Origin of the sequence: Ruegeria sp. SCP10, from assembly GCF_040329495.1 — a bacterium.
Taxonomy (GTDB): domain Bacteria; phylum Pseudomonadota; class Alphaproteobacteria; order Rhodobacterales; family Rhodobacteraceae; genus Ruegeria.
On the sequence record NZ_JBDZYF010000005.1, the window covers coordinates 195,207 to 217,510 of the forward strand.

Here is a 22,304-nt window from a genome sequence, read left to right on the forward strand (position 1 = left end):
TAAAACACGCCCGGGCAGTTGCCCGGGCGCTTTCATTTCCTGCTTAGTATTAAAAGTTGATATTTTAAAAAATATCAGATATTTTTTACTACGTGTGATGAATTTTAGATTCGCAGACACGTGGAGTTGTCGTTTATGGTGAAACCTGAAGAGGCTGGCACAAGCCCCTCTCTCTATTCCTTGGCGCATCTGACGCTGATTGGCTGCACGCCGCCCGAGTTGGTCTATATCGCCGCGCGGGCCGGTTACGATGCCGTCAGTCCCCGATTCATTCCGATGCATGTGCCCGGTGAATTCACTCAATCTCCAATCGACAAGGCACAGGTGCATGCCACCAAAACTGCGCTCTTTGCAACCGGTTTGAAAGTCCTTGATGTCGAACTGGCGCGCATCACAGAAGATGTCGATCCGCGCAGTTTTGAACCTTCTCTTGAGATCGGTGGGGAACTGGGCGCCAAACGCATGATCATGAGCGCGTGGACCAACACCCGCGATGATCGTGACTTTCTGATCGACGTCTATTCCGAGACCTGCGAACTGGCGGCTCCGTATGGGCTAACAGTGGACCTTGAGTTTCCAAGCTTCTCCCGCTTGCGCACGCTGGATGAGGCGCTTGATATCGTGCGTGCCTCCGATCAGCCCAACGGCGGTATTCTGGTCGATACGCTTTATCTGCATCTCAGCCGCGTGGATTTGGGAGAGTTGCTACACGTCCCCTCAGACCTGTTTCACTTCCTGCATATCTCTGATTGCCTGCCCGGCATCGCCGATACGCGAGAGGGCATGATCCAACTGGCCCGCGATGCGCGGCTCTATCCCGGCGAAGGCTGGATTGATTTCACGGGCATCATCGAACGGATGCCGCCAGTCGACTACTCCATTGAATTACCCAACCAAAGCCGCGTTGCCGAGTTGGGATATGAAGAACACGCGCGTCGCTGTCTCAGCCACGCCAAGCGAACATTCGGCGAGGCGCGGTCACAGCGCCGTATGCCCGATGCTGCAATTCTAAAACACCAAGAGGATCATCATGGGCAAAGAGCTCACTGAAAACGACCGCAACATGGCGGCCGATATGCTGGTGCGCGCCCGCGCTGCCATGGCCGAAATCGAGGATTGGGATCAGGACAGGCTGGACCGACTATCTCAGGCCATCGCGTGGTATGCGGGGAACGAGAAAACTTTCACGCGTCTGGCCCAGCAAGGCGTGGACGAAAGCGGTATCGGAGATCGCGAAGGACGTCCTGCGAAGCGCTTCAAGATTCACATGGTGCTGCGAGATGTCTTGCGCACACCCTCGACCGGTATCGTCGAGGTGGATGAGAAAAAGGGCTTGGTGAAATATGCCAAACCTGCTGGTGTGATAGCGTCTCTGATCCCAATGACCAATCCAGCGATGACGCCACCGGTGACCGGCGTGTCCGCCGCCAACGCACGGAATGCGGTGATCTTCAGCCCGCACCCGCGAACCGCCCACACCACCTTTGAGATGGTCGAGGTCATGCGCGCGGCTTGCCGTGCCGCCGGTGCCCCCGAGGACTTATTCCAGTCGATCCGCAAACCGTCGATCCCATTGACGCAGTACCTCATGGAGATTTGTGACCTGACTTTGGCGACGGGCGGAAAACCCATGGTCAAAGCGGCGTACAGTTCAGGACGTCCAGCCTATGGTGTCGGCGCGGGCAATTCATCCATTGTCATCGATGAGACAGCCGATCTGGATATCGCCGCGCAGAACACTCGCATTTCAAAGACCTCCGACTTTGGATCGGGCTGCTCCGCCGACGGCAACATCATCATCCAGCGCTCAGTTTATGACGATATGGTCAAGGCGCTTCAAGCCGAAGGCGGATACCTCTGTTCGGATGAAGAGAAGGCCATGCTCGAAGCGGCCATGTGGGACGAGAAGGGAAACCGTACGTTCCCGACCATTGCCTGTCCGCCGCAGCAAACGGCCAAGGTCGCCGGTTTTAGCATCCCCGAAGATCGCAAGTTTTTGATGGTTAGAAACCAGGGACAAATCGGACCGCAGCACAAGTTCTCCAAGGAAAAACTGACCACATTGATGGCGCTTTATCACTACGACACGTTCGATGACGCGCTGGAAACGGTCAGCCTGATCTACAACACGGGGGGCAAGGGCCATTCCTGCGGCATCTACAGCCACAATGACGACCACATCGACCGGCTGGCGCGTCTGGCTCCGGTCAGCCGCATGATGGTTCGACAGCCACAGTCCAAGGCCAATGCAGGCGCCTGGACCAATGGCATGCCCATGACCAGCAGCTTGGGCTGCGGCATCTGGGGCGGTAACATCACCAATGAAAACGTCACCATGAAACACATGATGAACTACACCTGGGTCAGCCGTCCGATCCCCGAGGATCGCCCCTCGGAGCCGGATTTGTTCGGTGAATTCTACGGGCAGGAGGTCGCGTGATGGATGGGGCAAAACTGGACGGCAAAACAGTCGCTGAACACATCGCAGACTTTCTCGAACGTCGTGAGGTCAAGCATGTATTTGGCCTGTGCGGGCACACGAACATCGCGGTTCTGGCTGCGCTGGCTGAAAGTCCTATCGATTTTGTTACAGTACGACACGAACAAATCGCCAGCCACGCGGCGGATGCATATGCCCGCGTGACGGGCAAGGCCTCGGTGGTCTTGTCTCATCTCTCCCCAGGTTTGACAAACTGCGCCACCGGGGTCGCCAATGCGGCACTGGATTGTATTCCCATGGTGGTGATCGCGGGCGACATTCCCACGCACTACTACGGCAAACACCCGCATCAGGAAGTGAACCTGCACGCAGACGCGGCCCAGTGGGAGATTTATCGCCCCTTCGTCAAACGTGCTTGGCGGGTGGATCGCGCCGACCTGATGGCCGAGATATTGGAAAAGGCATTCCATCTGGCAGAAAGCGGCCAACCCGGACCGGTTCTAGTCAATGTGCCCATGGACATTTTTTCAGAGGTGATCCCATCGGACAGCTTTGATCGTATCCGCGACAACACCCGCGCGCTCAAGAAACCGTCTATAGACGATGAAACCGCGCGTGAAATCGTTGAGGCTCTGGCACAGGCCGAAAACCCGGTCGCCTATGTCGGCGGTGGTATCCTGCTGGCGCAAGCCAGCGAAGAGTTGCGCGAATTCGTTGAACATATGGGCCTGCCAGTCGCGCATTCCCTGATGGGTAAAGGTGCGTTGCGGGACGACCATCCGCTTGTGCTGGGCATGACTGGTTTTTGGGGCACCGAGCTGGTTAATCAGACCTGCCTGAATGCCGACTACATTTTTGCTGTTGGGACCCGTTTCAAGGAGGCTGATTGTTCCAGCTGGTATCCCGGCTATACGTTCAACATTCCCGGCTCCAAGGTTATTCATATCGACATCGAACCGCAGGAGATCGGGCGGAACTATCCGACCGAGATCGGCGTCGTTGCGGATGCCAAAGCCGCGCTGCGCGTTCTGACCCGCGTTGCTCGCGAGATATATCCCGACGGTTTCAAACGCCCCGCGCTGGAACAGAAGATCATGGATTTTCGGACAGAATTCAAAGCGCGCAACGTGGACATGGCGACCTCATCAGCCTTTCCAATGATGCCCGAACGTATTCTGGCCGATACGCGCAAGGCACTGCCCGAGGATGTCATCATCACCACGGACGTTGGGTGGAACAAGAACGGTGTCGGACAGCAATTCGATATCCTGACCCCCGGTTCAATACTGACCCCGGGCGGGTTCGCTACGATGGGTTTTGGTCCTCCAGGAGCGATCGGTGCGAAGCTGGCAGCGCCAGATCGCGCGGTGATCAGTCTGGTCGGCGATGGCGGGTTTGGTCAAAACCCGTCGATGCTCGCGACGGCCGTCGAGCTTGATCTGGGCATCATCTGGCTGGTTATGAACAACAACGCCTTCGGAACGATCGCCGGCCTTCAAAAAGCGCACTACGGTCTGACCTATGGAACCACGTTCCCCGGATCAGCTTCAGCTCCCGCAAACGGACCGGGCTATGCCGACATAGCGCGAGCCTACGGCGCGGAAGGGCACAGACTCAGCGCTGCCGACGAGCTGTTGCCCGCACTGGAAGCGGCAATCTCCAGTGGCAAGCCAACCGTGCTGGATGTGCCAATGATCAACAACCCGACACCAACAACCGGGCATTGGAATATTCTCGACATCTATTCGCCAGATAGGGATGTTTCGCACGTTGCCACCTAAAGCAATTTAGGGTGTGCGATCCGCCTGTGCATACGGCTTTTGCCCGTAGCTGTTATACAGAAGGGCAATTGCCGCTGTGCGATGGCTTAAGCTTGATAGAAGACTTTTGAGTCGCAAATGGCAAGACTCGTGCGTCGTGCTATTCTAGGGGAATTTAAAATCAAAGGCTTAGATGTCGATGAATGGCAAAACTATGTGTCGCCCGACAAACTGTTGAACGTCACACGAACCTGACCCAACCGTCATAGTTGGACCAGAAATGGGGTGAACGTTCGACGTCAGAAGGCGCCCCCAACGTTGGACATCAATTAATTTTGGCCTTCGCGTCTTAAACTGCCTCAAGTTTCCCATTTTAATATTCCCGCAGAGAATTTCGTTTGATCTGGCTTCCCTTTTGGAAAATGAGGGCTGAATTGCAGATCAGACAGCGAAGCTGCCTGTTTCTGCCGATCTGCCACGTGGCGAACGCGGATGACCGCAACCTAATCGCGAGAAAGAAACAGGAGCGGATTCTACACCCAAACGGCCCGGATGAGGCGGCCGGGTCAACTGGCTTGCGGCCAGCATCTTCTGATCTGATGCGATGGTTCGTTTAATGCGTCATCCTCACCTAGCGACCTTCCAAACCGTCAAGTTAAAAGGTGGCAATCGAACGGTCGCGCGACCAGAGAATTCATTTGTTTTTATTCCGTAAACAATATTAACCGAACATAAACAGCATAGGTGGCTTGGCTTGTGATGTGACGATCGGTCAATGAGAAAAACGTACGGTCAAATTTAGCTGGCTGTCTCGGCTCTGTTCCTACATTGTTTGCAACCCGTCGTCTGGATAAGCAAAGACGCAAGAGCCGCTTTGAGCTCGCGCGAAGCGAACTAACCAAAAGTGGATACTCTATGCGTGTTGTGGGATTTCTGTGAGGCGGATGTGGGGGGTCCCTCCGAGAACTCAAAACCTGACACTTATGCGAGACGCGGCGAATGTCTCAAAGGAGCCCAGAGTGTGAGTTCTTTGTTCTCGCTGCGCGCACGTGGCGCGAAAATAGCTGCACGTGCTCGGGTACGGACGATGTTGTGTGGCGGCGAAACAGGTCATTCATTCTTGCAGCAGCGCAAATGGAGCGAGCATGGATCAAGTCGCGGACAAAACGGTGGTTCTCGAAGGATCGCCGAAGGTCTGGTTCGATAACTTTCGAGATTGTTGAATTGCTGCATGAGATCTCAGGCTAGAACGGTTCTCTTATTGTTTGCTGAACTGTTACGCATCTGCCCCTACATAATTGACCAGCAATCCGAACAGTTCATTTTGTGATGAGATGCTCAGTTTTTTGTATAGCGTCCGACGGTGGACTTTGACCGTTAGGCCAGAAATCCCAAGCTTCAAACCGATGGCTCGGCTGGAATGACCCTGAACAATCAAGGCGGCAACCTCGGCCTCGCGTATAGAGATATTTGTATGACGTGCTTGGGCCATGGCGTGAAACCTGCGATCCAACGGCTGCGCTTCCACGACGTCGTCTGCGGGCTGATTGATCAGAATTTGCCTTAGCTTTGGGGCCAGGATTTTTGCGAACTGCCCAAACCTGACAACGTCGTTGGTGCGAAACCGCCGCTGCCCTTGGTTGCGCCCCATCGAAAGGTGAACGGCGGTATCATTGTCGATCCGCGCGACAAACCCCAGTTCGTCTACCATATTTGTGTCCCCAAAGTAGTTGGTGAAATACTCGCTTGATTCAAACCGGTCCGGCGCAATGTCTCTTAGCAAGCAGGCCTCCCAATCTTGGACCAGAAAAGCGCGGTGAAAAAACGGGTCCACCATAAAGCCCAATTTCTCATACCGCTTATCAAAGAGCTGACGCAGGGTCTTGTCAGGGATCCAGCGAAACAGAACCTTGGGAAGGCGCGTACGATGAAAATGGATCGCAAGTAAGCTTTTGGCGTGGAACGCCTGGCTGAGAAACGGAGTGATCGCGCGATCAAAACTGTCCACGCTACCCGCAACCGCGACGTCTCCCAGAAAATCATACTCATCCATTCTCCGCCCTTTTCGCCGCTAAAACACCACCAAATCTGCCATCTTATCCCTCAAAATACCACTCTGGTGGTATTGGTCGAGGGTTTCCGTGTCACTTAACGTTGAAATCAACAACGCAAACAAAAAACGCGAGATTTTGGGAGGGGTGGTATGACATCCGCAATTGGCCTGACTGGGCTGCAAAAAACATACCCGGGGTCACCCCCGGTGCGGGCGCTGCGAAATGCCGACCTTACGATCAACGACAATGAGTTCTTTACGCTTCTAGGCCCATCGGGCTGTGGCAAAACCACGCTTTTGCGTCTTATGGCGGGGTTCGAGGTGCCGACCGCAGGTGAACTCAGATTGTTCGGAGATGACATCGCGCATCTGCCACCGGAAAAACGTCCAATCAACACGGTGTTTCAGCATTATTCACTGTTCCCGCACATGTCCGTTCTGGACAATGTTGCCTTTGGCCTGAAGCGTTTGCGCAAATCAGATGTCGAGGCTAAGCGTGTGGCCCAAGAGATGCTCGATCTGGTGCATCTGTCTGCGTTCAGTGCGCGCAAACCGGACCAGTTGTCCGGTGGGCAACAGCAACGTGTGGCGCTGGCCCGTGCACTGGCCCCACATCCACGCGTTTTGCTTTTGGATGAACCACTTTCTGCACTCGACCTCAAGTTGCGGCAATCGATGCGGGCAGAGTTGAAGCGTCTTCAGAAAGAAACCGGGATCACTTTTGTGTTTGTCACCCACGATCAGGAAGAGGCATTGGCGATGAGCGACCGGATCGCGGTAATGTCGCAGGGGGAAATTCAGCAGGTTGGCGATCCGGCGACCATTTATGAATTTCCAAGGAACCGCTTTGTCGCAGAGTTCATTGGCGATGCCGACTTCTTTGACGCCGAGGCGCTGGGGGGAACCGGGTATAAACTGGCCAACGGAGAGACCCTTATTGGACCTGAGACCGAGGCAGGTATAGGCAGCAAGGTAACGCTGTTTTTTCGCCCCGAGAAAGCAACCCTCAAGCGCAAAGGCAAAGGGTTGTCCGGGCAGGTGGCAGACATTCTCTATCTCGGAAACAGCACCGACTACGTCGTTGAATTGGCACAAGGCGGTTCACTGACCGTTCGGTCCGAAAACCACAAGGATGGAACCGCCATCGCCGACGTGGGGTCCGATGTGGTGGTCGACATCGACCCGGCCGCCGTGCGGGTGCTGACAACATGACACGTCTGGTGGAAACAATTCGGTCACACGCGGCGCTGATCCCGGCCACAGCGATGATTGGCCTGTTCATGATCGTGCCGATCCTGATCATTCTGGTCTACTCGTTTCTTGCACCGGGGGATTACGGCGGGGTAAAGCCCGAATTTTCGGCTGATGCGTATCAACGCCTATTGTTCCAGCGGGACTTGTTTGACCAATTGGTCTTTGATCCGGCCTATCTGAAAATCGCATTTCGGTCCGTCTGGGTTGCGATCGTCTCGGTCGTTGGTTGCCTAGTTCTGGGATTTCCCGTCGCCTATTACATCGCCTGCCAACCTGAAGAGCGCCGCAATATCTTTCTTCTGCTCATTACCATCCCATTCTGGACCAACCTGTTGATCCGCACCTATTGCTGGATCCTTGTGCTGCGTGACACCGGTCTGATCAATGGCGGGTTGATGAAGCTGGGGCTGATCGATGCGCCGCTGACCCTTCTGTACACCGAAGGCGCGATCGCTTTGGGACTGATCTATACCTATGTGCCGTTTATGGTCCTGCCAATCTATGCCGCGCTTGAACGTTTGGATCGGCGCTTGATAGAAGCGGCACGTGATCTGTATTCTAACCGCTGGGTAGCGTTGCGCCACGTGGTGATCCCGCTGGCGATGCCAGGGATCATCGCAGGATCTATCCTTGTCTTTATTCCTGCCTTGGGTGCATTTATCGCGCCTGACCTTCTGGGCGGTGGCAAGAACCTGATGCTGGGTTCTTTGGTACAGCTGCAATTCTCGTCCGCCCGCAACTGGCCGTTCGGATCGGCGCTCGCGATGGTGATCATGGCGATGGTTCTGATCTGCCTTTACGCCTATGCCCGCAGCTCCAAAAAGAATGGTGGGGGGATGGTCCATTGAACCAGAAACACGATATTCGCTGGCTGCCCGGTTTCAATTGGGTCACGCTGTCCTTCTTTCTGTTCCTATATCTGCCGCTGATCATCCTTGTGGTGTTTTCTTTCAACGCATCACGTTCTGCCACGGTCTGGAGCGGGTTTTCGTTGGAATGGTACGTTAAAGCCTTTGCCAATGATGACATTCAGCGTGCCACAAAAAACAGCCTGATCATCGCAGTATGCGCAACTTTCAATGCCACAATCATGGCGACAATGGCGGCGCTGTCGCTATCGCGAAATCGGGCCGTGAAAAACAAGCACCTGTTCGGCGGGGTGTTGATCCTGCCGTTGATGGTGCCCGAAATCGTAACGGCCGTTGCCACGCTGACCTTTTTCTCGGCAATTGGTCTGTCGCTTGGACTGGGCAACATCATCATTGCGCATTCGGTGTTCTGCATCCCCTTTGCCTATCTGCCAATTCGCGCGCGGCTGGATGGGATGGATGAGAATCTGGAAGCCGCCGCGCAGGATCTGTACTCCAACAAATGGGACACGTTGCGCCTGATCACGCTGCCCATTCTCATGCCAGGCATCGTGTCTGGGGCCATGCTCGCCTTCATCATTTCTCTGGATGATTTCATCATCACACTAATGGTCGCCGAGGCCGGGTCCACCACCTTGCCAATCTATATCTACAGCCTCGTGCGTGTGGGGATCACACCAGAGGTCAACGCCATCTCGACCGTTCTTTTGGGGATTTCAGTCCTCATCGTCACCGCGTCCTATCTGGTCGGAAAAAAGAAATAGGGGCGCGGTTCACAATTGGGAGGAAACCATGAAGAAGATCACAACATCATTGCTTGGCCTGCTGCTGAGCACCAGTGCTGCCTTTGCCGAGGGAGAGCTGTTTATTTACAACTGGACGGATTACACATCACCAGAGCTCATCAAGAAATTCGAAGCAGAAACCGGCATATCCGTAACGCTTGACACCTATGATTCCAATGAAACGCTGCTGGCCAAACTTCAATCCGGTGCCACCGGATATGACATCGTTGTCCCCAGCCACAACTTTGTCGAAATCTTTGTCTCAGAAGGGCTCTTGCAACCGATCAATGCCTCGGAACTTGAGGGTGCAGCCAACCTGAACGCGGATTTCACCAGCCCCAGTTGGGACAAGGACAACACCTATACAATTCCGTGGCAATGGGGCACGACCTCGTTCACCGTGAACACCGATGTCTATGGCGGCGACATCAACACTTATGATGTTCTGTTCCAGCCCTCCGAGGAGTTGCAGGGCAAAATTGGCATGTTCAAATCCGCCGACGAGGTGATCTCGATGGGGTTGATCTCGCTGGGTCTGCCATTGTGCAATGAAAACCCCGAAGACATGCAAAAGGTTCTTGATCTACTCAAAGCTCAGAAACCCCACGTGAAAACCTATAATTCAGATGGCATTCTGGAACGTCTGACCTCAGGCGACGTTGCGGTGCACCAGAACTGGAACGGATATTCCATTCGGGCACGTGATGAAAACCCAGCCATGAAATACGCCTTCCCGAAGGAGGGGGTGATTGCCTGGGCTGACAACATTGCAGTGCCCAAGGGCGCACCCAATTATGACAATGCCATTAAGTTCATCGAGTTCCTGTTGGACCCTGAAAACATCGCCATTCAATCGAATTTCGCCGGATACTCCAACGGGATCTCTGGCAGCGATGCCCATATGAGCGAAAAGCTCAAAACGGCTCACGAATTGTCGCCCCCGGAAGGCACACCGCTTGTCTTCTCACAAACCTGCTCTCCCGAGGCGGTAGAGTTGCAGAACCGCGTTTGGACCGCACTTCTGCAGTAATACCTCCTCAATTGGCGGGGCGTTGCCCCGCCACTTTTTCCATAGAAAGCTGACGGTAGATGAGCGACCTGATCATTTATAATGCGAGCATTCTGACGATGGTGCCGGAACATCCGCGCGCCGAAGCGATTGCCATACAAGGAAACCGAATTTGTGCCATAGGCCAGACGCATAAAATAAAGGCACTCGCCCAGCCGCATACCAAGGTGATCGACGCCAAGGGGCGAACAGTTTTACCCGGCTTCATCGACAGCCATGTGCATCTGTTTCAGGGATCAGCCGAGCTGGATTTTTTGCCCGTTGGCGGGTTTTCAGACTTGGCTGAAGTGCAACCCGCGGTCTTGACCTATGCAGACGACCGCCCCGATGAGCCGTTGGTTCTTGGGGTCGGCGCGTTTTACGGTCTCTTTTCAGGTCAGACAACCTCTCCACGTATGTTGTTGGACGCAATCCTGCCGGATCGGCCATTTGCACTGCTTGCAGCTGACCTTCACACCGTCTGGGCCAACACCTGTGCGCTTGAGAAAGCAGGCCTTTTGCACGGGGCTGATATGCCCGAAGGCAGCACTGTAATGATGGGGGATGACGGGCTGGCCAATGGGATCTTGCTGGAAACCGGTGCCTTCGGCCCGGTTCTGGCCCTGTCGCGCACGGGCGGGCGCGATATGTTAGGATATGTCACCGGCGACGACCCTGATCCGGCGGCAACAAAAGCCGAACGGGAGGCGGACAAAGAGCTGCTACTAAAAGGGATAGACCATGTGGCCGCGCATGGCATCACCACGTTGCACAATATGGATGGTAATTTTTACCAACTTGAACTCCTCAGCGAATTAGAGGCCGAAGGGCGGTTGAAGGTGCGGGTCCAGGTGCCCATGCATCTGAAAAACTATGACCCGCTGGAACGCCTTCAAGAAGCCGCCAAGATGCACGCTCAATACAGAGGCGACAAAGTCTGGTCCGGTCGTGTGAAGATGTTCATGGATGGGGTGCTTGAAAGCCGGACCGCCCTAAAGTCCCGCCCCTATCCCGATACCCCCGGCACGCAGGGCGAAGCGGTGTTTGACCCCGACCACTTTAACGAAGCCTGCCGTATCGCAGATGCGATGGGCCTACAGATCAGCGTGCACGCCGTGGGGGATCTGGCCGTCAGCCGCGTGCTGGATGGATATGAATACGCCCGCAAACACAACGGAAAACGCGATGCGCGTCACAGGATCGAACATATTGAAGTCATTTCCGAGGCGGATATTGACCGGATGAAAGCGCTGGATGTGGTGGCGTCGATGCAACCCCGCCACGCCGCCTTTGCCGGCTTCTTTGAACCACCCCAACCAAACACTGTTCTTTATGAAGATGAATACGCGCGGTCTTGTGCGTGGCGAATTCTGCGTGACCAAGGCATCCCCCTGGCGTTCTCTACCGATTGGCCCGTCGTGCCGGTGGATGTTATGGCCAATATTCAGTGTGCCGTTGTTCCAGTGGACCTCGGGCTGAATTGGCCAGACCAGAGCCAAACTCTGATGGAGACGTTGGATAGCTATACCGCTGTGAATGCTTGGATGGCATTCCGAGAACATCACCACGGATGCCTCAGGACCGGGCTAGCGGCAGATTTGGTCATGCTAGACGGAAACATTGCAACCCACACACCGAACGAACTGAGAAATTTGCCTGTCGCGCTCACCGTCTGCGATGGGACGATCACGTTTGGTGGAGATTAAGCGAGCGATGGGGTTACTCGGTGGGGTTAGGTTTTCTCGACAGCCAAGCCTAGAAGTGGATATTTCGACTGACTGCAGCATTAGTCCCTTTGTGCTCAGACCGGCCCAATGCAACTGCGGCGATCCCCAAGCAAATGTCGTCGGATAGCGTCTATTCAGGCCCACGGTAGTCTAAATAAGTCAGCGCGGTGCTGATGTCTGGGCTTGGCGGGAAGATTGGAGGGCAAACCATGCCAAGAGTTCAACTTCCCGCAGTCACACCGAAACGCAGAGCGTGGAACAAGGATCGGATCATCGGCCAGAAACGACCGCTGCTTCCCAAACCGGTCTGGGCAATACGCGGGCGACTCGAACTTGCGGGCTATTGTCGCGACTTGGCCCTACGGCACCCATTCGCTGCGCCGGACCAAGCTGGCGGAAATTTAGCGCAAGACTGGCAACATCCGTGCCGTACAACTCCTACTCGGCCACACAAAAGTTGACAGCACTGTTAGATACCTTGGTGTCGAACTTGAAGATGCTCTAGGTATCACCGAGCGGGTCGACATTTGAACCACGTTGGCGGACGGCATCTGTCGTTCGCCAATCCAGACCAGACTTACGTTCGAACGGTAGAAGTTGACCGGACTGAGCCCCATCCTTTGAATTTTGATTTTCTCGCTGCGCGCGCTCGCGGCACATATTTTTTGCACGCACTCAATATTAGGTGTCGCAGCGCTGCGGGAGAACCAGGCGTTCGTGCGTTCCACGGCAAGGTTTTTTATCAGAAATTCCTGGACGCGGACATAGCCGCCTTTTGCCAGTGCTGCCATTGCCGACTCAGAAACTGCTCGCGAGCGCGGCATGGTTCTCGCTGCAAGGCAGCATGTGTCAACAATGCGGTCATAGAAAGTCAGTCTGAAGGATGAGATTCAATCCGCCTTTTCGCCGCATTCGGGACTGACAAACGAGGAGCGGACATTCCAGACCCTACGCTTTTGCAGCAATCAAGTTTGTCGCAAATAACGGTCGAATCACACAGAGCTCGCGGTTCCAACAATTTACGAACCGATTGTTGCGCAGGCAACGTACTGAATGGAACCTGTCAACCCGAAGGTCAACAGTGTAGCCCGGTCATACTGGCCCAAATTGACCATTGGGGCATGATCTGCCTCAGCTCCATAGGGATGATGGCTTCTGGGGCCGACGGGCGATAACCCAGCTTATTTAGAAACTGGTCTTAGCCATAGCCCAAGCAATGCTTAACGAGATCATATTTCTCAGAAGCATCGTCGATTTCTAAGATTACAGAAAGGCTGCGCCCATGTGGGTAGCGACTCTCGAAGCGCCTAATAGAGGATCTCGATATGACAATTGAAAAGACGGATACGCTGGTTGTTGGCGGAGGACAGGCCGGTATCGCGGCGAGTGAGCATCTGAGCAACAACAATATCCCGCATATCGTGCTGGAAAAGAACCGCACTGCTGAAGCTTGGCGCACCGGTCGCTGGGATGCGCTGGTGGCCAATGGCCCGGCTTGGCATGACCGTTTCCCGAATATGCTGTTCGAAGGTAACGATCCCGATGAGTTCGTTACCAAGGACCGCTTTGCGCAGTACCTGATTGATTATGCAGCCATGATCAAGGCACCGATCCGAGAAGGCGTAGAGGTGGTAGAAGCAACGCGACAGCCGGGAAAAGGTGGTTTTCTGGTAACTACCAGTGCGGGTGAGATCGAGTGCAACCGCATCATCGCAGCCACGGGCGCGTTCCAGCACCCAGTCATTCCGCCGATCGTACCAGAAGAGGCGGGCATCGACCAAATTCACTCTTTCTACTACAAGAACCCAAAACAGCTGGCCGACGGCGCCGTGATGGTCGTGGGGGCAGGTTCATCAGGCGCTCAGATCGCAGATGAGTTGAACCGTGCAGGCCGGAAGGTCTTTTTGTCGGTTGGCCCGCATGACCGTCCTCCGCGTCGCTACCGTGGCCGTGACTTCGTTTGGTGGTTGGGTGTTCTGGGACTGTGGGACATGGCTGCACCAGCACCGGGCACAGAGCACGTGACCATCTCGGTCAGCGGTGCCTACGGTGGCCGCACGATGGATTTCCGCCGCTTGGGCAATGAAGGCGTGCGCCTGACGGGCCTAACCGCTGGCTATGCCGATGGCGTTTTGAGCTTCAAGGGCGACCTGCAGGAGAACGTGGCGAATGGCGACGCAAACTACAAGGAAGTTCTGGACATGGCCGACGCCTATGTCGAACGCACCGGAATTGCCCTGCCGGAAGAACCCGAAGCTCGCATCGTACACCCTGACCCGGACAGCCTCGCCATCCCGCTGACTGGCATTAACTTGGCCGAAGAAGGCGTAACCACGATCATCTGGGCGACCGGCTTCCGTCAGGATTTCAAATGGCTTAAGGAGGACGCCTTTGATGAACGCGGCGCGCCGGTACACCAGCGCGGTGTTTCGAAGGCCCCGGACGTCTACTTCCTAGGCTTGCCATGGCAATCGCGTCGCGGTTCGTCGTTCCTGTGGGGGGTCTGGCATGACGCCAAATACGTGGCCGACCAGATCGCGATCCAGTGCTCCTACGGCAAGTACGAAGGCGAAGCCGCCGTTGTCGCCTCCGCGGCAGAATAAATCGACAAAAGCAGGATTCTGAAATGACGCATACACGCATCCGTAAATTCAATACCTCCGACACTTATCCCGAGCAAAATCTGGACAACGACCTGTGCCAGGCTGTCGTCACGCAGGGTGGTAAAACCGTCTATCTGCGCGGCCAGTGTCCACAGAACTTAGACGACGCCGTCAATATCAACAGCCATGATCCGGTCGAACAGACACACAAGGTCATGCAGAACATCAAGCAGTTGATCGAAGAAGCCGGCGGCTCGATGGATCATCTGGTGAAGGTTGTCGTCTACATCACCGACGTCCGCCATCGCGAAGCGGTTTATCGCACCATGGGTGAGTATATCAAAGGTGTGCATCCCTGCTCGACCGGGCTTGTTGTGCAAGCTTTGGCGCGGCCCGATTGGCTTGTTGAAATCGATGGAACTGCAGTTATTCCCGATTAACTCGGGATGGCTGGGCTGCGCTGGCTCCCTTCTCCCCTTAGTTCAGCGCGGCCCAGTCTCGAATCTGTCTACAGGAGTCCGTCATGACTTTTTCTCTGGTTGCGCGCTGTCCGGACACTGGAATGTTTGGGTTGGCCATTTCGTCGTCTTCTCCGGCTGTCGCCGCCCGTTGCTCGTTCGCGCGCGCAGGGGTTGGTGCTGTTGCTTCGCAGAATGTCACTGATCCCAGCCTCGGTCCCCTCACACTGGATCTGATGAAACAGGGCCTGTCGGCAGCCGATGCGATGGCCGAGGTCGTGAAGCGTGGAAAATTCATCGAATACAGGCAGGTTCTGGCTGTTGATGTAAACGGTACGACCGCGATCCACTCAGGTCCCAACTCTTTGGGCATCTGGACACAAGCACAAGCTGAGAATGTTGCGTCTGGCGGCAATCTTTTGGCCAACGACACTGTGCCGCAAGCGATTGTCGATGGTTTCCTGTCCGCGTCGGGTCATATCGGTGACCGTTTGATTGCAGCGATGCGTGCCGCACTTGCCGCTGGAGGTGAGGCCGGTTCGGTTCATTCTGCCGGGATGAAAATCGTGGACAAGGTCAGCTGGCCGGTGGTGGATCTGCGCTGCGACTGGACCGAAGATTGCCCGATCGAAAACATCGCGACCGCCTGGGACATCTACAAACCGCAACTTGACGCTTACATCCAGCGTGCGCTGGACCCGCGCGAAGCGCCCTCATACGGCGTGCCGGGCGACGAATAATCAGGGAGATTCCGAATGCTGGACTATTCACACGAAGACTGGAAAACCCGTGCCGCGAACCTGAAATTACAAGGCCAGGCATTCATTGATGGCAAGTTCGTCGACGCGGCATCGGGCAAGACATTTGATTGTATCAACCCCGCCACCGACGAGGTTTTGGTACAGGTAGCCGAAGGAGACGAAGCTGACATCAATCGTGCCGTCGAAGCAGGTCGCGCTGCGTTTGAAGACGGGCGCTGGTCGCGTATGGCCCCTGGTGACCGCAAAGAGATCTTGCTGAAGCTGGCCAACCTGATCCGAGCCAATCTGGAAGAGATGGCGCTGCTGGACAGTCTGGATATGGGTAAACTGGTCACCGATGCTGTCACTGTGGATGCACCTGGATCGGCGCATTTCTTCCAGTGGTATGCTGAAGCTATCGACAAAATCTATGATGAGGTTGCCCCCACCGCACCCGGCGATCTGGCGCTGGTCTCTCGTGTGCCTTTGGGTGTTGTAGGCGCGGTAACGCCCTGGAATTTCCCACTGGACATGGCGACCTGGAAGGGCGCCGCAGCGCTGGCGGCAGGTAACTCGGTCGTTTTGAAGCCGGCAGAGCAATCGCCCCTGTCGGCGCTGCGGCTTGCAGAATTAGCGGCCGAAGCTGGTGTGCCTGATGGCGTCTTCAACGTAGTGCCAGGCTTCGGTGTCACGGCTGGCCGGGCCTTGGGGCTTCACATGGATGTTGACTGCCTGGCTTTCACCGGCTCGACCGTGATTGGCAAGATGTTCATGCAATACTCCGGCCAATCGAACTTGAAACAGGTCTGGCCAGAGACCGGGGGTAAAAGCCCCAATCTGGTTTTTGCTGACTGCGAGGATCTGGATGCGGCAGCCGACATGGCGGCATTTGGTATCTTCTTCAATCAGGGCGAAGTGTGCTCGGCCAACTCGCGTCTGTATGTTGAACGTTCGATCAAGGATGCTTTTGTAGAGAAACTGATCGCGCGTGCCAACAATATGCAGCCCGGCGACCCGCTGGATCCGGCGTCTAAAATGGGTGCGATCGTGGATGCAAAACAAACGCAAGGCATCATGCGCTTTGTAGAAGAAGGCAAAAAATCTGCCAATCTGGTCGCCGGTGGAGAACAGGTGACAGTCGGTGGCAAAGGCTGCTTTATCCAGCCGACGATCTTCGATGACGTAACGCACGACAATCCCCTGGCTCGGGACGAGATTTTTGGCCCGGTTCTGTCTGTTATCCCTTTTGACTCGGAAGATGAAGCGGTGGCAATGGCCAACGACTCGATCTACGGCTTGGCGGCTTCCGTTTGGACGGACAACCTTAGCCGAGCGTGCCGCGTATCCGACAAGCTGATGGTGGGTACGGTGTCGGTGAATACCGTCGATGCCCTGTCGGCGCAGACCCCATTCGGGGGAATGAAACAGTCAGGGTTTGGCCGGGACTTGTCCTTGCACTCGCTTGAAAAGTATACTGCTTTAAAAACAACGTGGATCAAGTACAAGGCTTGAACCAACCATAAAAAGAGACTGCCCTTGCCGATCAGATACACGTTACGTCAGCTTGAATATTTCGTAGCGGTCGGCGAGGCGGGCTCAATCGCAGTTGCCTCTGAAAAGGTTAACGTATCGTCGCCCTCAATTTCGGCGGCAATTTCTCAGCTAGAGAAAGAATTCGGATTGCCTTTGTTTGTGCGTCAGCACGCGCAGGGACTTTCTCTGACTCAGGCGGGACGGGCGATGTTGGATCAGGCGCGTATCGTGCTGCGCGAAGCCGAAGGTTTGATGGACCTAGCTGGCAGCATTGTGGGTGTTGCGCGGGGGCCATTGAATGTTGGATGCCTTTCGACATTCGCCCAAATGATCCTGCCAAGCATAAGGCGCAATTTCGAGGATGCTTTTCCCGAAGTTCGCGTGCGTCAGTTCGAGCTGAACCAGGCAGATATCTTCAGTAATATTCGCCGGGCTGAGATCGATATAGCGCTTACCTACAACCTTGATATTCCAGCCGATCTTCGGTTTATTTCACTGACCGAGCTCCCACCCTACGCATTGGTTTGTGAAGGTCACCCGCTCGCCAAACATCCCTTCGTTTCGGTAGAGATGCTGGCGGATCATCCAATGGTGCTACTCGATTTGCCTTTCAGTTCTGAGTATTTCCTATCGTTCTTCCAGAAGATCGGAAAAAAGCCATACATTGCTGAGAAAACCAAGGACATGGCGGTCATGCGAAGTCTGGTTGCGAACGGATACGGGTTCGGGCTGGCAAACATCAAACCATTGAATGATCTGTCACCAGATGGAAAACCTCTTCGGACGATCCCTTTGCTTGGCAATGAGCGGCCAATGCGCCTTGGATTGCTGATGGCGACGGACGCGGAAAACACGATTTCAGTCAAGTCTTTCATCAATTACTGCGCTGATTTGGTGGAAAAAAATGCCTTGCCGGGAATTGAGACGAAAAAGAAGTGAGCGTGACCGCGTTAGAGCAAAACTAATCGTTGATTTCGCAAGCCCAACTTTAGGGCGGTACATTTACCTGTATCTTATACGTCGACTCTGAAACGAAGGAGGCGGCATTGCGCGACCCACGTTACGATATCTTGTTCGAACCGGTACAAATCGGACCACTCACGGCAAAAAACCGATTTTATCAGGTTCCACACTGCAATGGTGGCGGTTATCGTGATCCGTCTGCGGCTGCCGAGATGCGCGGTATCAAGGCCGAGGGCGGTTGGGGTGTTATATTCACAGAGCAGTGCGAGATGCACCATACCTCAGAGATTACTCCGTTCATCGAACTTCGCCTGTGGGAAGACAAGGACATCCCGCAACTGCGCAAGATGTCCGAAAAGATGAAAACACACGGTGCATTGGCCGGTATTCAGTTGGCTTACTCCGGCATCAATGGCCCGAACCTTTACACTAAGGAAGTGCCGCTGGCGCCCTCGGCGCTTCCGATCAGGACCTTTACCAATGATCCGGTTCAGGCGCGCGCGCTGTCGAAATCTGACATTCGCGATCTGCGGCGTTGGTTCGTGAATGCGGCAAAGCGCTCGAAAGAGGCAGGTTTTGATTTGATCAACCTCTATGGTGCCCACGGCTTTGGCATCTTCCAGCACTTCCTGAGCCGTGCCACCAACCAGCGCTCGGATGAATATGGCGGTAGCCTGGAAAACCGCGCCCGGTTCAGCCAGGAGGTGATCAGTGACATCAAGGACGCCGTCGGCGATACCATGGGTATCGCCCTGCGTGTCAGCCTGGATGAAACCATTGGTGAGCTTGGTTTCTCGAACGCTGAGGTGCGTGATTATATCGAGATGAACAAAGACCTGCCCGACCTTTGGGATCTGGCGCAGGGTACATGGGAGGATTGTTCAGGCCCCTCGCGATTCAAGGGTGAATCGGCGCAGGAAAATCTGGTGCGCGGCATTCAGGAACTGACTGATAAACCGATTGTGGGTGTGGGCCGCTTCACTTCGGCAGATACGATGGTCAAGCAGATCAAATCGGGCGTCCTGAATATGATCGGCTGCGCCCGTCCGTCTATTGCCGACCCGTTCCTGCCGAAAAAGATCGAGGAAGGTCGGATCGACGATATCCGCGAATGCATCGGCTGCAACATCTGCATTACCGGCGACATGACCATGTCGATCAGCCGCTGCACCCAGAACCCCACCTTCATGGAAGAGTGGCGCAAGGGTTGGCACCCCGAACGGATGAACCAAAAGGGCGATAGCGAAAACGTGCTGGTCGTGGGTTCTGGTCCTGCAGGCTTAGAAGCAGCGCGCGCGTTGTCTGAACGTGGCTATGACGTGGCAATTGCCGAAGCTACTACGACGCTGGGCGGTCGAGTTGCCAAGGAACGTAAACTCCCGGGCCTCAGCGCTTGGGGCCGCGTTCTAGAGTATCGCGAATACCAGATCAGTCAGAAGCCGAATGTTGAAACCTATTTTGAAAGCGAATTGGATGCTGAAAGCATTCTGGAATTCGGGTTCGAAAATGTCTGTCTAGCCACCGGTTCCACATGGCGGCGTGATGGTGTTTCGCGTCAGCACGTTGTACCAATGCCCATCGCCGAAGGGGCCAAAATCTATACCCCTGACGATCTGATGGATGGCACGATTCCCGAAGGCCGTGTCGTTGTTTATGACGATGACCACTATTACATGGGTGGCGTTCTGGCTGAAATGCTGGCCAAGAATGGGGCGCAGGTCACACTGGTGACACCGTCAGCTTTTGTCAGTGACTGGACCAACAACACACTGGAACAGATTGCGATCCATCCACGTTTGGTCGAGGCTGGTGTCGAGATCGTGTTGAACCAGGGGATCACAGAAATCCACCCCGATCATGTTGTGTCCAATTGCACCTATACCGACCGGACCTGGAAGATCGAAGCGGATTCCGTGGTCATGGTCGCGTCGCGCGTCGGAAACGACCAGATATTCGAGGACCTGATGGCCCGCGAAGGCGATTGGGCAGATGCGGGGATCAAGACCGTCAAGCTAATCGGTGATGCCAACGCACCGGGACCGATTGCCTGGGCGACTTATGCGGGTCACCGCTATGCCCGTGAGCTGGATACGCCGGATATCGGAGATGACCTGCCGTTCCGGCGAGAAATCACGGAATTGGCCGTCGACTGATATGACACTGACCCTGGACATACTTGATCGGCTTGTTGGGTTTGACACAATCAGCGCCAAATCCAACCTCGAATTGATCGATTATGTCACTGATTATCTTGCAGAGCGGGGATTTTCCGTGCGCCGAATTGGCGACCCAACAGGAGCCAAGGCAGGAATCTACGCGGAAACTGGCCCGATTGGTCCGGGAGTGTTGTTGTCAGCCCATACCGATGTCGTGCCGGTCGAGGGCCAGCCATGGTCTCACGATCCGTTTCGTCTAACCCGCGAAGACGACAGAGTTTACGGGCGCGGCACTACCGATATGAAGGGATATATCGCGTCAGTGCTGTCGTTGGCGGATCGAGCGGCCCATGCTAAACTAAAAGAACCTCTGAAAATCGTACTATCTTATGATGAAGAGGTTGGATGCGTGGGAATTCAGCAAATGCTGGATCAACTCACGCCATTGATCGGCCAACCACGCGCCTGTTTCGTCGGGGAACCGACGGAAATGCAGGTAGCTGTTGGGCACAAGGGCAAAGCGGCTCTACGCGCAGTGTGTCATGGGCAAAACGGTCATTCCGCGCTGGCCCCACAGTTTGTCAACGCGTTGCATCTTGCGACCGACTTCTTGATCGAGTTGCGCACGATTCAGGATGATTTTGCCTTTAACGGCGCGCGGGACGACGCTTATACCATTCCCTATACGACGGTTCACGTTGGAAAACTCTCAGGCGGCATGGCACTGAACATTGTTCCCGACCGAGCTGAGCTGACATTCGAATACCGCCACTTGGCTGTTGATCGTGCCGAGGACATATTAGACCGTATTCAGCAAGCGGCAGATCGCACAGCGAGACCCTATCACACAGTTTGGCGCGGGGCTCGGATCGACGTTGAACAGTACAACGCTTATCCCGGACTAAACGTCAGCGAAGACGATCCCGTGGTTGCCTACGCGCAGAAACTAGCACAACGCACCACCACCAAAGTTGCCTTTGGAACCGAGGCCGGGTTCTTTGAGATGCTTGGCATTCCTACCGTGGTGTGCGGACCGGGTTCGATGGAAGGGCAGGGGCACAAGCCCGACGAATACCTGTCGCTTCAGCAATTGTCTGTGTGTGACGCGATGATGGACCGTATCCTTAACGATCTCAAAGCATGAGGCCTAAAGCATGTCTATGACCCCCTATCTTCAGAACAAGAAACGAGATGCATTGGATTTGTGGGGCAACCCCGAATCTATTGGTTCGGAGACGATTGAAGGCGATATCAAATGCGCCGGCAGTTTCGACATCGGAAATCCGGATGCGCCTGTGTTCGGTGGCCAATACAGCGTCACACGCGGCAAATATCGAGTAACTTATGGGTTCCACGAACATGCCACCTTATTGGATGGTGAAGTTGCCCTGACCAACGAAGCGACGGGCGAAACCGTGGTTTATCGGCCTGGTGATAGCTGGATCATTGCAAAAGGAACGCCCATCGTGTGGGACATCCGCTCCGACGAAGCACGCAAATCTTACATTGCCGTAACTTTGGACGTGTAACACACAGTGTGGTCCCCCGATCCAAAACGGCTAGAGAGTTGCCGAGGTTTGTCTTAAGCAGAAAACCCTACAACCTAGATGCACAGCTCTAAAGGTCAGGGATCGGTAGCAAAACACCACGAATTGCCTGAAAGATCAGTTGATTTTACGCACAAATTTTCAATTGTTTTACGCCAATTAGCGTCTCTGAAAGGCAACCTAAAGTAGCTTCAGAAATCATATGAACCCGGTCGTGACGGGTTGATACAGTTTGGCTCAGCTAACCATTTGATCTTTACATATTAGGATAGTTCGGACCATCCCCACCCTGTGGCGTGGTCCAGGTGATGTTCTGGCTGGGGTCCTTGATATCGCAGGTTTTGCAGTGGACGCAGTTCTGAAAGTTG

Annotated in this window: 18 protein-coding genes and 2 pseudogenes; 18 read left to right on the plus strand and 2 right to left on the minus strand. The window is 54.9% G+C overall.

Annotated elements, in window-relative coordinates; genetic code table 11:
• The first annotated feature begins 135 nt into the window (after nucleotides 1-135).
• Genes ABLN87_RS13650 through ABLN87_RS13660 form a run of 3 tightly spaced genes read left to right on the plus strand, consistent with a single transcriptional unit; the run spans nucleotide 136 to nucleotide 4,221 of the window.
• Entirely contained in the window at nucleotides 136-1,050 is a 915-nt protein-coding gene (locus tag ABLN87_RS13650; protein ID WP_353011044.1) for a sugar phosphate isomerase/epimerase family protein, read from the plus strand.
• A complete protein-coding gene (locus tag ABLN87_RS13655; RefSeq protein WP_353011045.1) occupies nucleotides 1,031-2,440 on the plus strand; it encodes an aldehyde dehydrogenase family protein in 1,410 nt (469 codons plus the stop codon). The genes ABLN87_RS13650 and ABLN87_RS13655 overlap by 20 nt, the downstream gene beginning before the upstream one ends.
• The gene (locus ABLN87_RS13660) at nucleotides 2,440-4,221 is read left to right on the plus strand and encodes a thiamine pyrophosphate-binding protein (protein ID WP_353011047.1); all 1,782 of its coding nucleotides are present in this window, start codon (nucleotides 2,440-2,442) and stop codon (nucleotides 4,219-4,221) included. The genes ABLN87_RS13655 and ABLN87_RS13660 overlap by 1 nt, the downstream gene beginning before the upstream one ends.
• Nucleotides 4,222-5,476: 1,255 nt before the next feature.
• Here ABLN87_RS13660 and ABLN87_RS13665 read toward each other — a convergent pair.
• Nucleotides 5,477-6,253: a helix-turn-helix transcriptional regulator gene (locus tag ABLN87_RS13665; RefSeq protein ID WP_353011049.1), complete on the minus strand. Its 777-nt coding sequence runs from the start codon at nucleotides 6,251-6,253 to the stop codon at nucleotides 5,477-5,479.
• A 150-nt stretch (nucleotides 6,254-6,403) separates the two neighbouring features.
• Between ABLN87_RS13665 and ABLN87_RS13670 the strand changes: the two genes are divergently transcribed.
• The 15 genes and pseudogenes from ABLN87_RS13670 to ABLN87_RS13740 all read left to right on the plus strand — a co-directional run bounded on the left by ABLN87_RS13670 (nucleotide 6,404) and on the right by ABLN87_RS13740 (nucleotide 21,918).
• Nucleotides 6,404-7,465, plus strand: coding sequence for an ABC transporter ATP-binding protein (locus tag ABLN87_RS13670; protein ID WP_353011051.1), 1,062 nt, complete (start codon nucleotides 6,404-6,406; stop codon nucleotides 7,463-7,465).
• Nucleotides 7,462-8,355 (plus strand): ABC transporter permease, encoded by an 894-nt coding sequence (locus ABLN87_RS13675; protein WP_353011053.1) that lies wholly within the window; start codon nucleotides 7,462-7,464, stop codon nucleotides 8,353-8,355. The genes ABLN87_RS13670 and ABLN87_RS13675 overlap by 4 nt, the downstream gene beginning before the upstream one ends.
• Nucleotides 8,352-9,140: an ABC transporter permease gene (locus ABLN87_RS13680; RefSeq protein WP_353011055.1), complete on the plus strand. Its 789-nt coding sequence runs from the start codon at nucleotides 8,352-8,354 to the stop codon at nucleotides 9,138-9,140. The genes ABLN87_RS13675 and ABLN87_RS13680 overlap by 4 nt, the downstream gene beginning before the upstream one ends.
• Nucleotides 9,141-9,168: 28 nt before the next feature.
• Complete coding sequence (locus tag ABLN87_RS13685) at nucleotides 9,169-10,191, plus strand: extracellular solute-binding protein (RefSeq protein WP_353011057.1); 1,023 nt, start codon at nucleotides 9,169-9,171, stop codon at nucleotides 10,189-10,191.
• A 59-nt stretch (nucleotides 10,192-10,250) separates the two neighbouring features.
• Nucleotides 10,251-11,915: an amidohydrolase gene (locus ABLN87_RS13690; protein WP_353011059.1), complete on the plus strand. Its 1,665-nt coding sequence runs from the start codon at nucleotides 10,251-10,253 to the stop codon at nucleotides 11,913-11,915.
• 230 nt (nucleotides 11,916-12,145) lie between these two features.
• Nucleotides 12,146-12,467 (plus strand): annotated as a pseudogene (locus ABLN87_RS13695) (hypothetical protein).
• 794 nt (nucleotides 12,468-13,261) lie between these two features.
• Nucleotides 13,262-14,539 (plus strand): flavin-containing monooxygenase, encoded by a 1,278-nt coding sequence (locus ABLN87_RS13700; protein ID WP_353011061.1) that lies wholly within the window; start codon nucleotides 13,262-13,264, stop codon nucleotides 14,537-14,539.
• 23 nt (nucleotides 14,540-14,562) lie between these two features.
• Nucleotides 14,563-14,979 (plus strand): RidA family protein, encoded by a 417-nt coding sequence (locus tag ABLN87_RS13705; protein ID WP_353011063.1) that lies wholly within the window; start codon nucleotides 14,563-14,565, stop codon nucleotides 14,977-14,979.
• An 83-nt stretch (nucleotides 14,980-15,062) separates the two neighbouring features.
• The gene (locus ABLN87_RS13710; RefSeq protein WP_353011065.1) at nucleotides 15,063-15,737 is read left to right on the plus strand and encodes a DUF1028 domain-containing protein; all 675 of its coding nucleotides are present in this window, start codon (nucleotides 15,063-15,065) and stop codon (nucleotides 15,735-15,737) included.
• Nucleotides 15,738-15,752: 15 nt separating this feature from the next.
• Nucleotides 15,753-17,249 carry an aldehyde dehydrogenase gene (locus ABLN87_RS13715; RefSeq protein WP_353011067.1) on the plus strand — a complete coding sequence of 499 codons (1,497 nt, stop codon included), beginning with the start codon at nucleotides 15,753-15,755 and terminating at the stop codon, nucleotides 17,247-17,249.
• A gap of 24 nt (nucleotides 17,250-17,273) precedes the next feature.
• Nucleotides 17,274-17,462: pseudogene (locus ABLN87_RS13720) on the plus strand (helix-turn-helix domain-containing protein); the annotation flags it as partial.
• 15 nt (nucleotides 17,463-17,477) lie between these two features.
• Nucleotides 17,478-18,209 carry a LysR substrate-binding domain-containing protein gene (locus tag ABLN87_RS13725; protein WP_353011080.1) on the plus strand — a complete coding sequence of 244 codons (732 nt, stop codon included), beginning with the start codon at nucleotides 17,478-17,480 and terminating at the stop codon, nucleotides 18,207-18,209.
• Between the two features lie 107 nt (nucleotides 18,210-18,316).
• A complete protein-coding gene (locus ABLN87_RS13730; RefSeq protein ID WP_353011068.1) occupies nucleotides 18,317-20,386 on the plus strand; it encodes an FAD-dependent oxidoreductase in 2,070 nt (689 codons plus the stop codon).
• A gap of 1 nt (nucleotide 20,387) precedes the next feature.
• A complete protein-coding gene (gene argE / locus ABLN87_RS13735) occupies nucleotides 20,388-21,533 on the plus strand; it encodes an acetylornithine deacetylase (protein ID WP_353011082.1) in 1,146 nt (381 codons plus the stop codon).
• Nucleotides 21,534-21,549: 16 nt separating this feature from the next.
• On the plus strand, nucleotides 21,550-21,918 hold the full coding sequence (locus tag ABLN87_RS13740; RefSeq protein WP_353011070.1) for a cupin domain-containing protein: 369 nt from the start codon (nucleotides 21,550-21,552) through the stop codon (nucleotides 21,916-21,918).
• A gap of 274 nt (nucleotides 21,919-22,192) precedes the next feature.
• On the opposite strand, the gene ABLN87_RS13745 is transcribed toward ABLN87_RS13740, so the two are convergent.
• A partial coding sequence (locus tag ABLN87_RS13745) for a 4Fe-4S dicluster domain-containing protein (protein ID WP_353011084.1) occupies nucleotides 22,193-22,304 on the minus strand: 112 nt, incomplete at its 5' end.

Coding starts and splice junctions, on each gene's coding strand:
- ABLN87_RS13650 (WP_353011044.1), top strand. CDS start 136: ATGGTGAAACCTGAAGAGGCTGGCACAAGCCCCTCTCTCTATTCCTTG.
- ABLN87_RS13655 (WP_353011045.1), top strand. CDS start 1,031: ATGGGCAAAGAGCTCACTGAAAACGACCGCAACATGGCGGCCGATATG.
- ABLN87_RS13660 (WP_353011047.1), top strand. CDS start 2,440: ATGGATGGGGCAAAACTGGACGGCAAAACAGTCGCTGAACACATCGCA.
- ABLN87_RS13665 (WP_353011049.1), bottom strand. CDS start 6,253: ATGGATGAGTATGATTTTCTGGGAGACGTCGCGGTTGCGGGTAGCGTG.
- ABLN87_RS13670 (WP_353011051.1), top strand. CDS start 6,404: ATGACATCCGCAATTGGCCTGACTGGGCTGCAAAAAACATACCCGGGG.
- ABLN87_RS13675 (WP_353011053.1), top strand. CDS start 7,462: ATGACACGTCTGGTGGAAACAATTCGGTCACACGCGGCGCTGATCCCG.
- ABLN87_RS13685 (WP_353011057.1), top strand. CDS start 9,169: ATGAAGAAGATCACAACATCATTGCTTGGCCTGCTGCTGAGCACCAGT.
- ABLN87_RS13690 (WP_353011059.1), top strand. CDS start 10,251: ATGAGCGACCTGATCATTTATAATGCGAGCATTCTGACGATGGTGCCG.
- ABLN87_RS13700 (WP_353011061.1), top strand. CDS start 13,262: ATGACAATTGAAAAGACGGATACGCTGGTTGTTGGCGGAGGACAGGCC.
- ABLN87_RS13705 (WP_353011063.1), top strand. CDS start 14,563: ATGACGCATACACGCATCCGTAAATTCAATACCTCCGACACTTATCCC.
- ABLN87_RS13710 (WP_353011065.1), top strand. CDS start 15,063: ATGACTTTTTCTCTGGTTGCGCGCTGTCCGGACACTGGAATGTTTGGG.
- ABLN87_RS13715 (WP_353011067.1), top strand. CDS start 15,753: ATGCTGGACTATTCACACGAAGACTGGAAAACCCGTGCCGCGAACCTG.
- ABLN87_RS13725 (WP_353011080.1), top strand. CDS start 17,478: ATGTTGGATCAGGCGCGTATCGTGCTGCGCGAAGCCGAAGGTTTGATG.
- argE (WP_353011082.1), top strand. CDS start 20,388: ATGACACTGACCCTGGACATACTTGATCGGCTTGTTGGGTTTGACACA.
- ABLN87_RS13740 (WP_353011070.1), top strand. CDS start 21,550: ATGACCCCCTATCTTCAGAACAAGAAACGAGATGCATTGGATTTGTGG.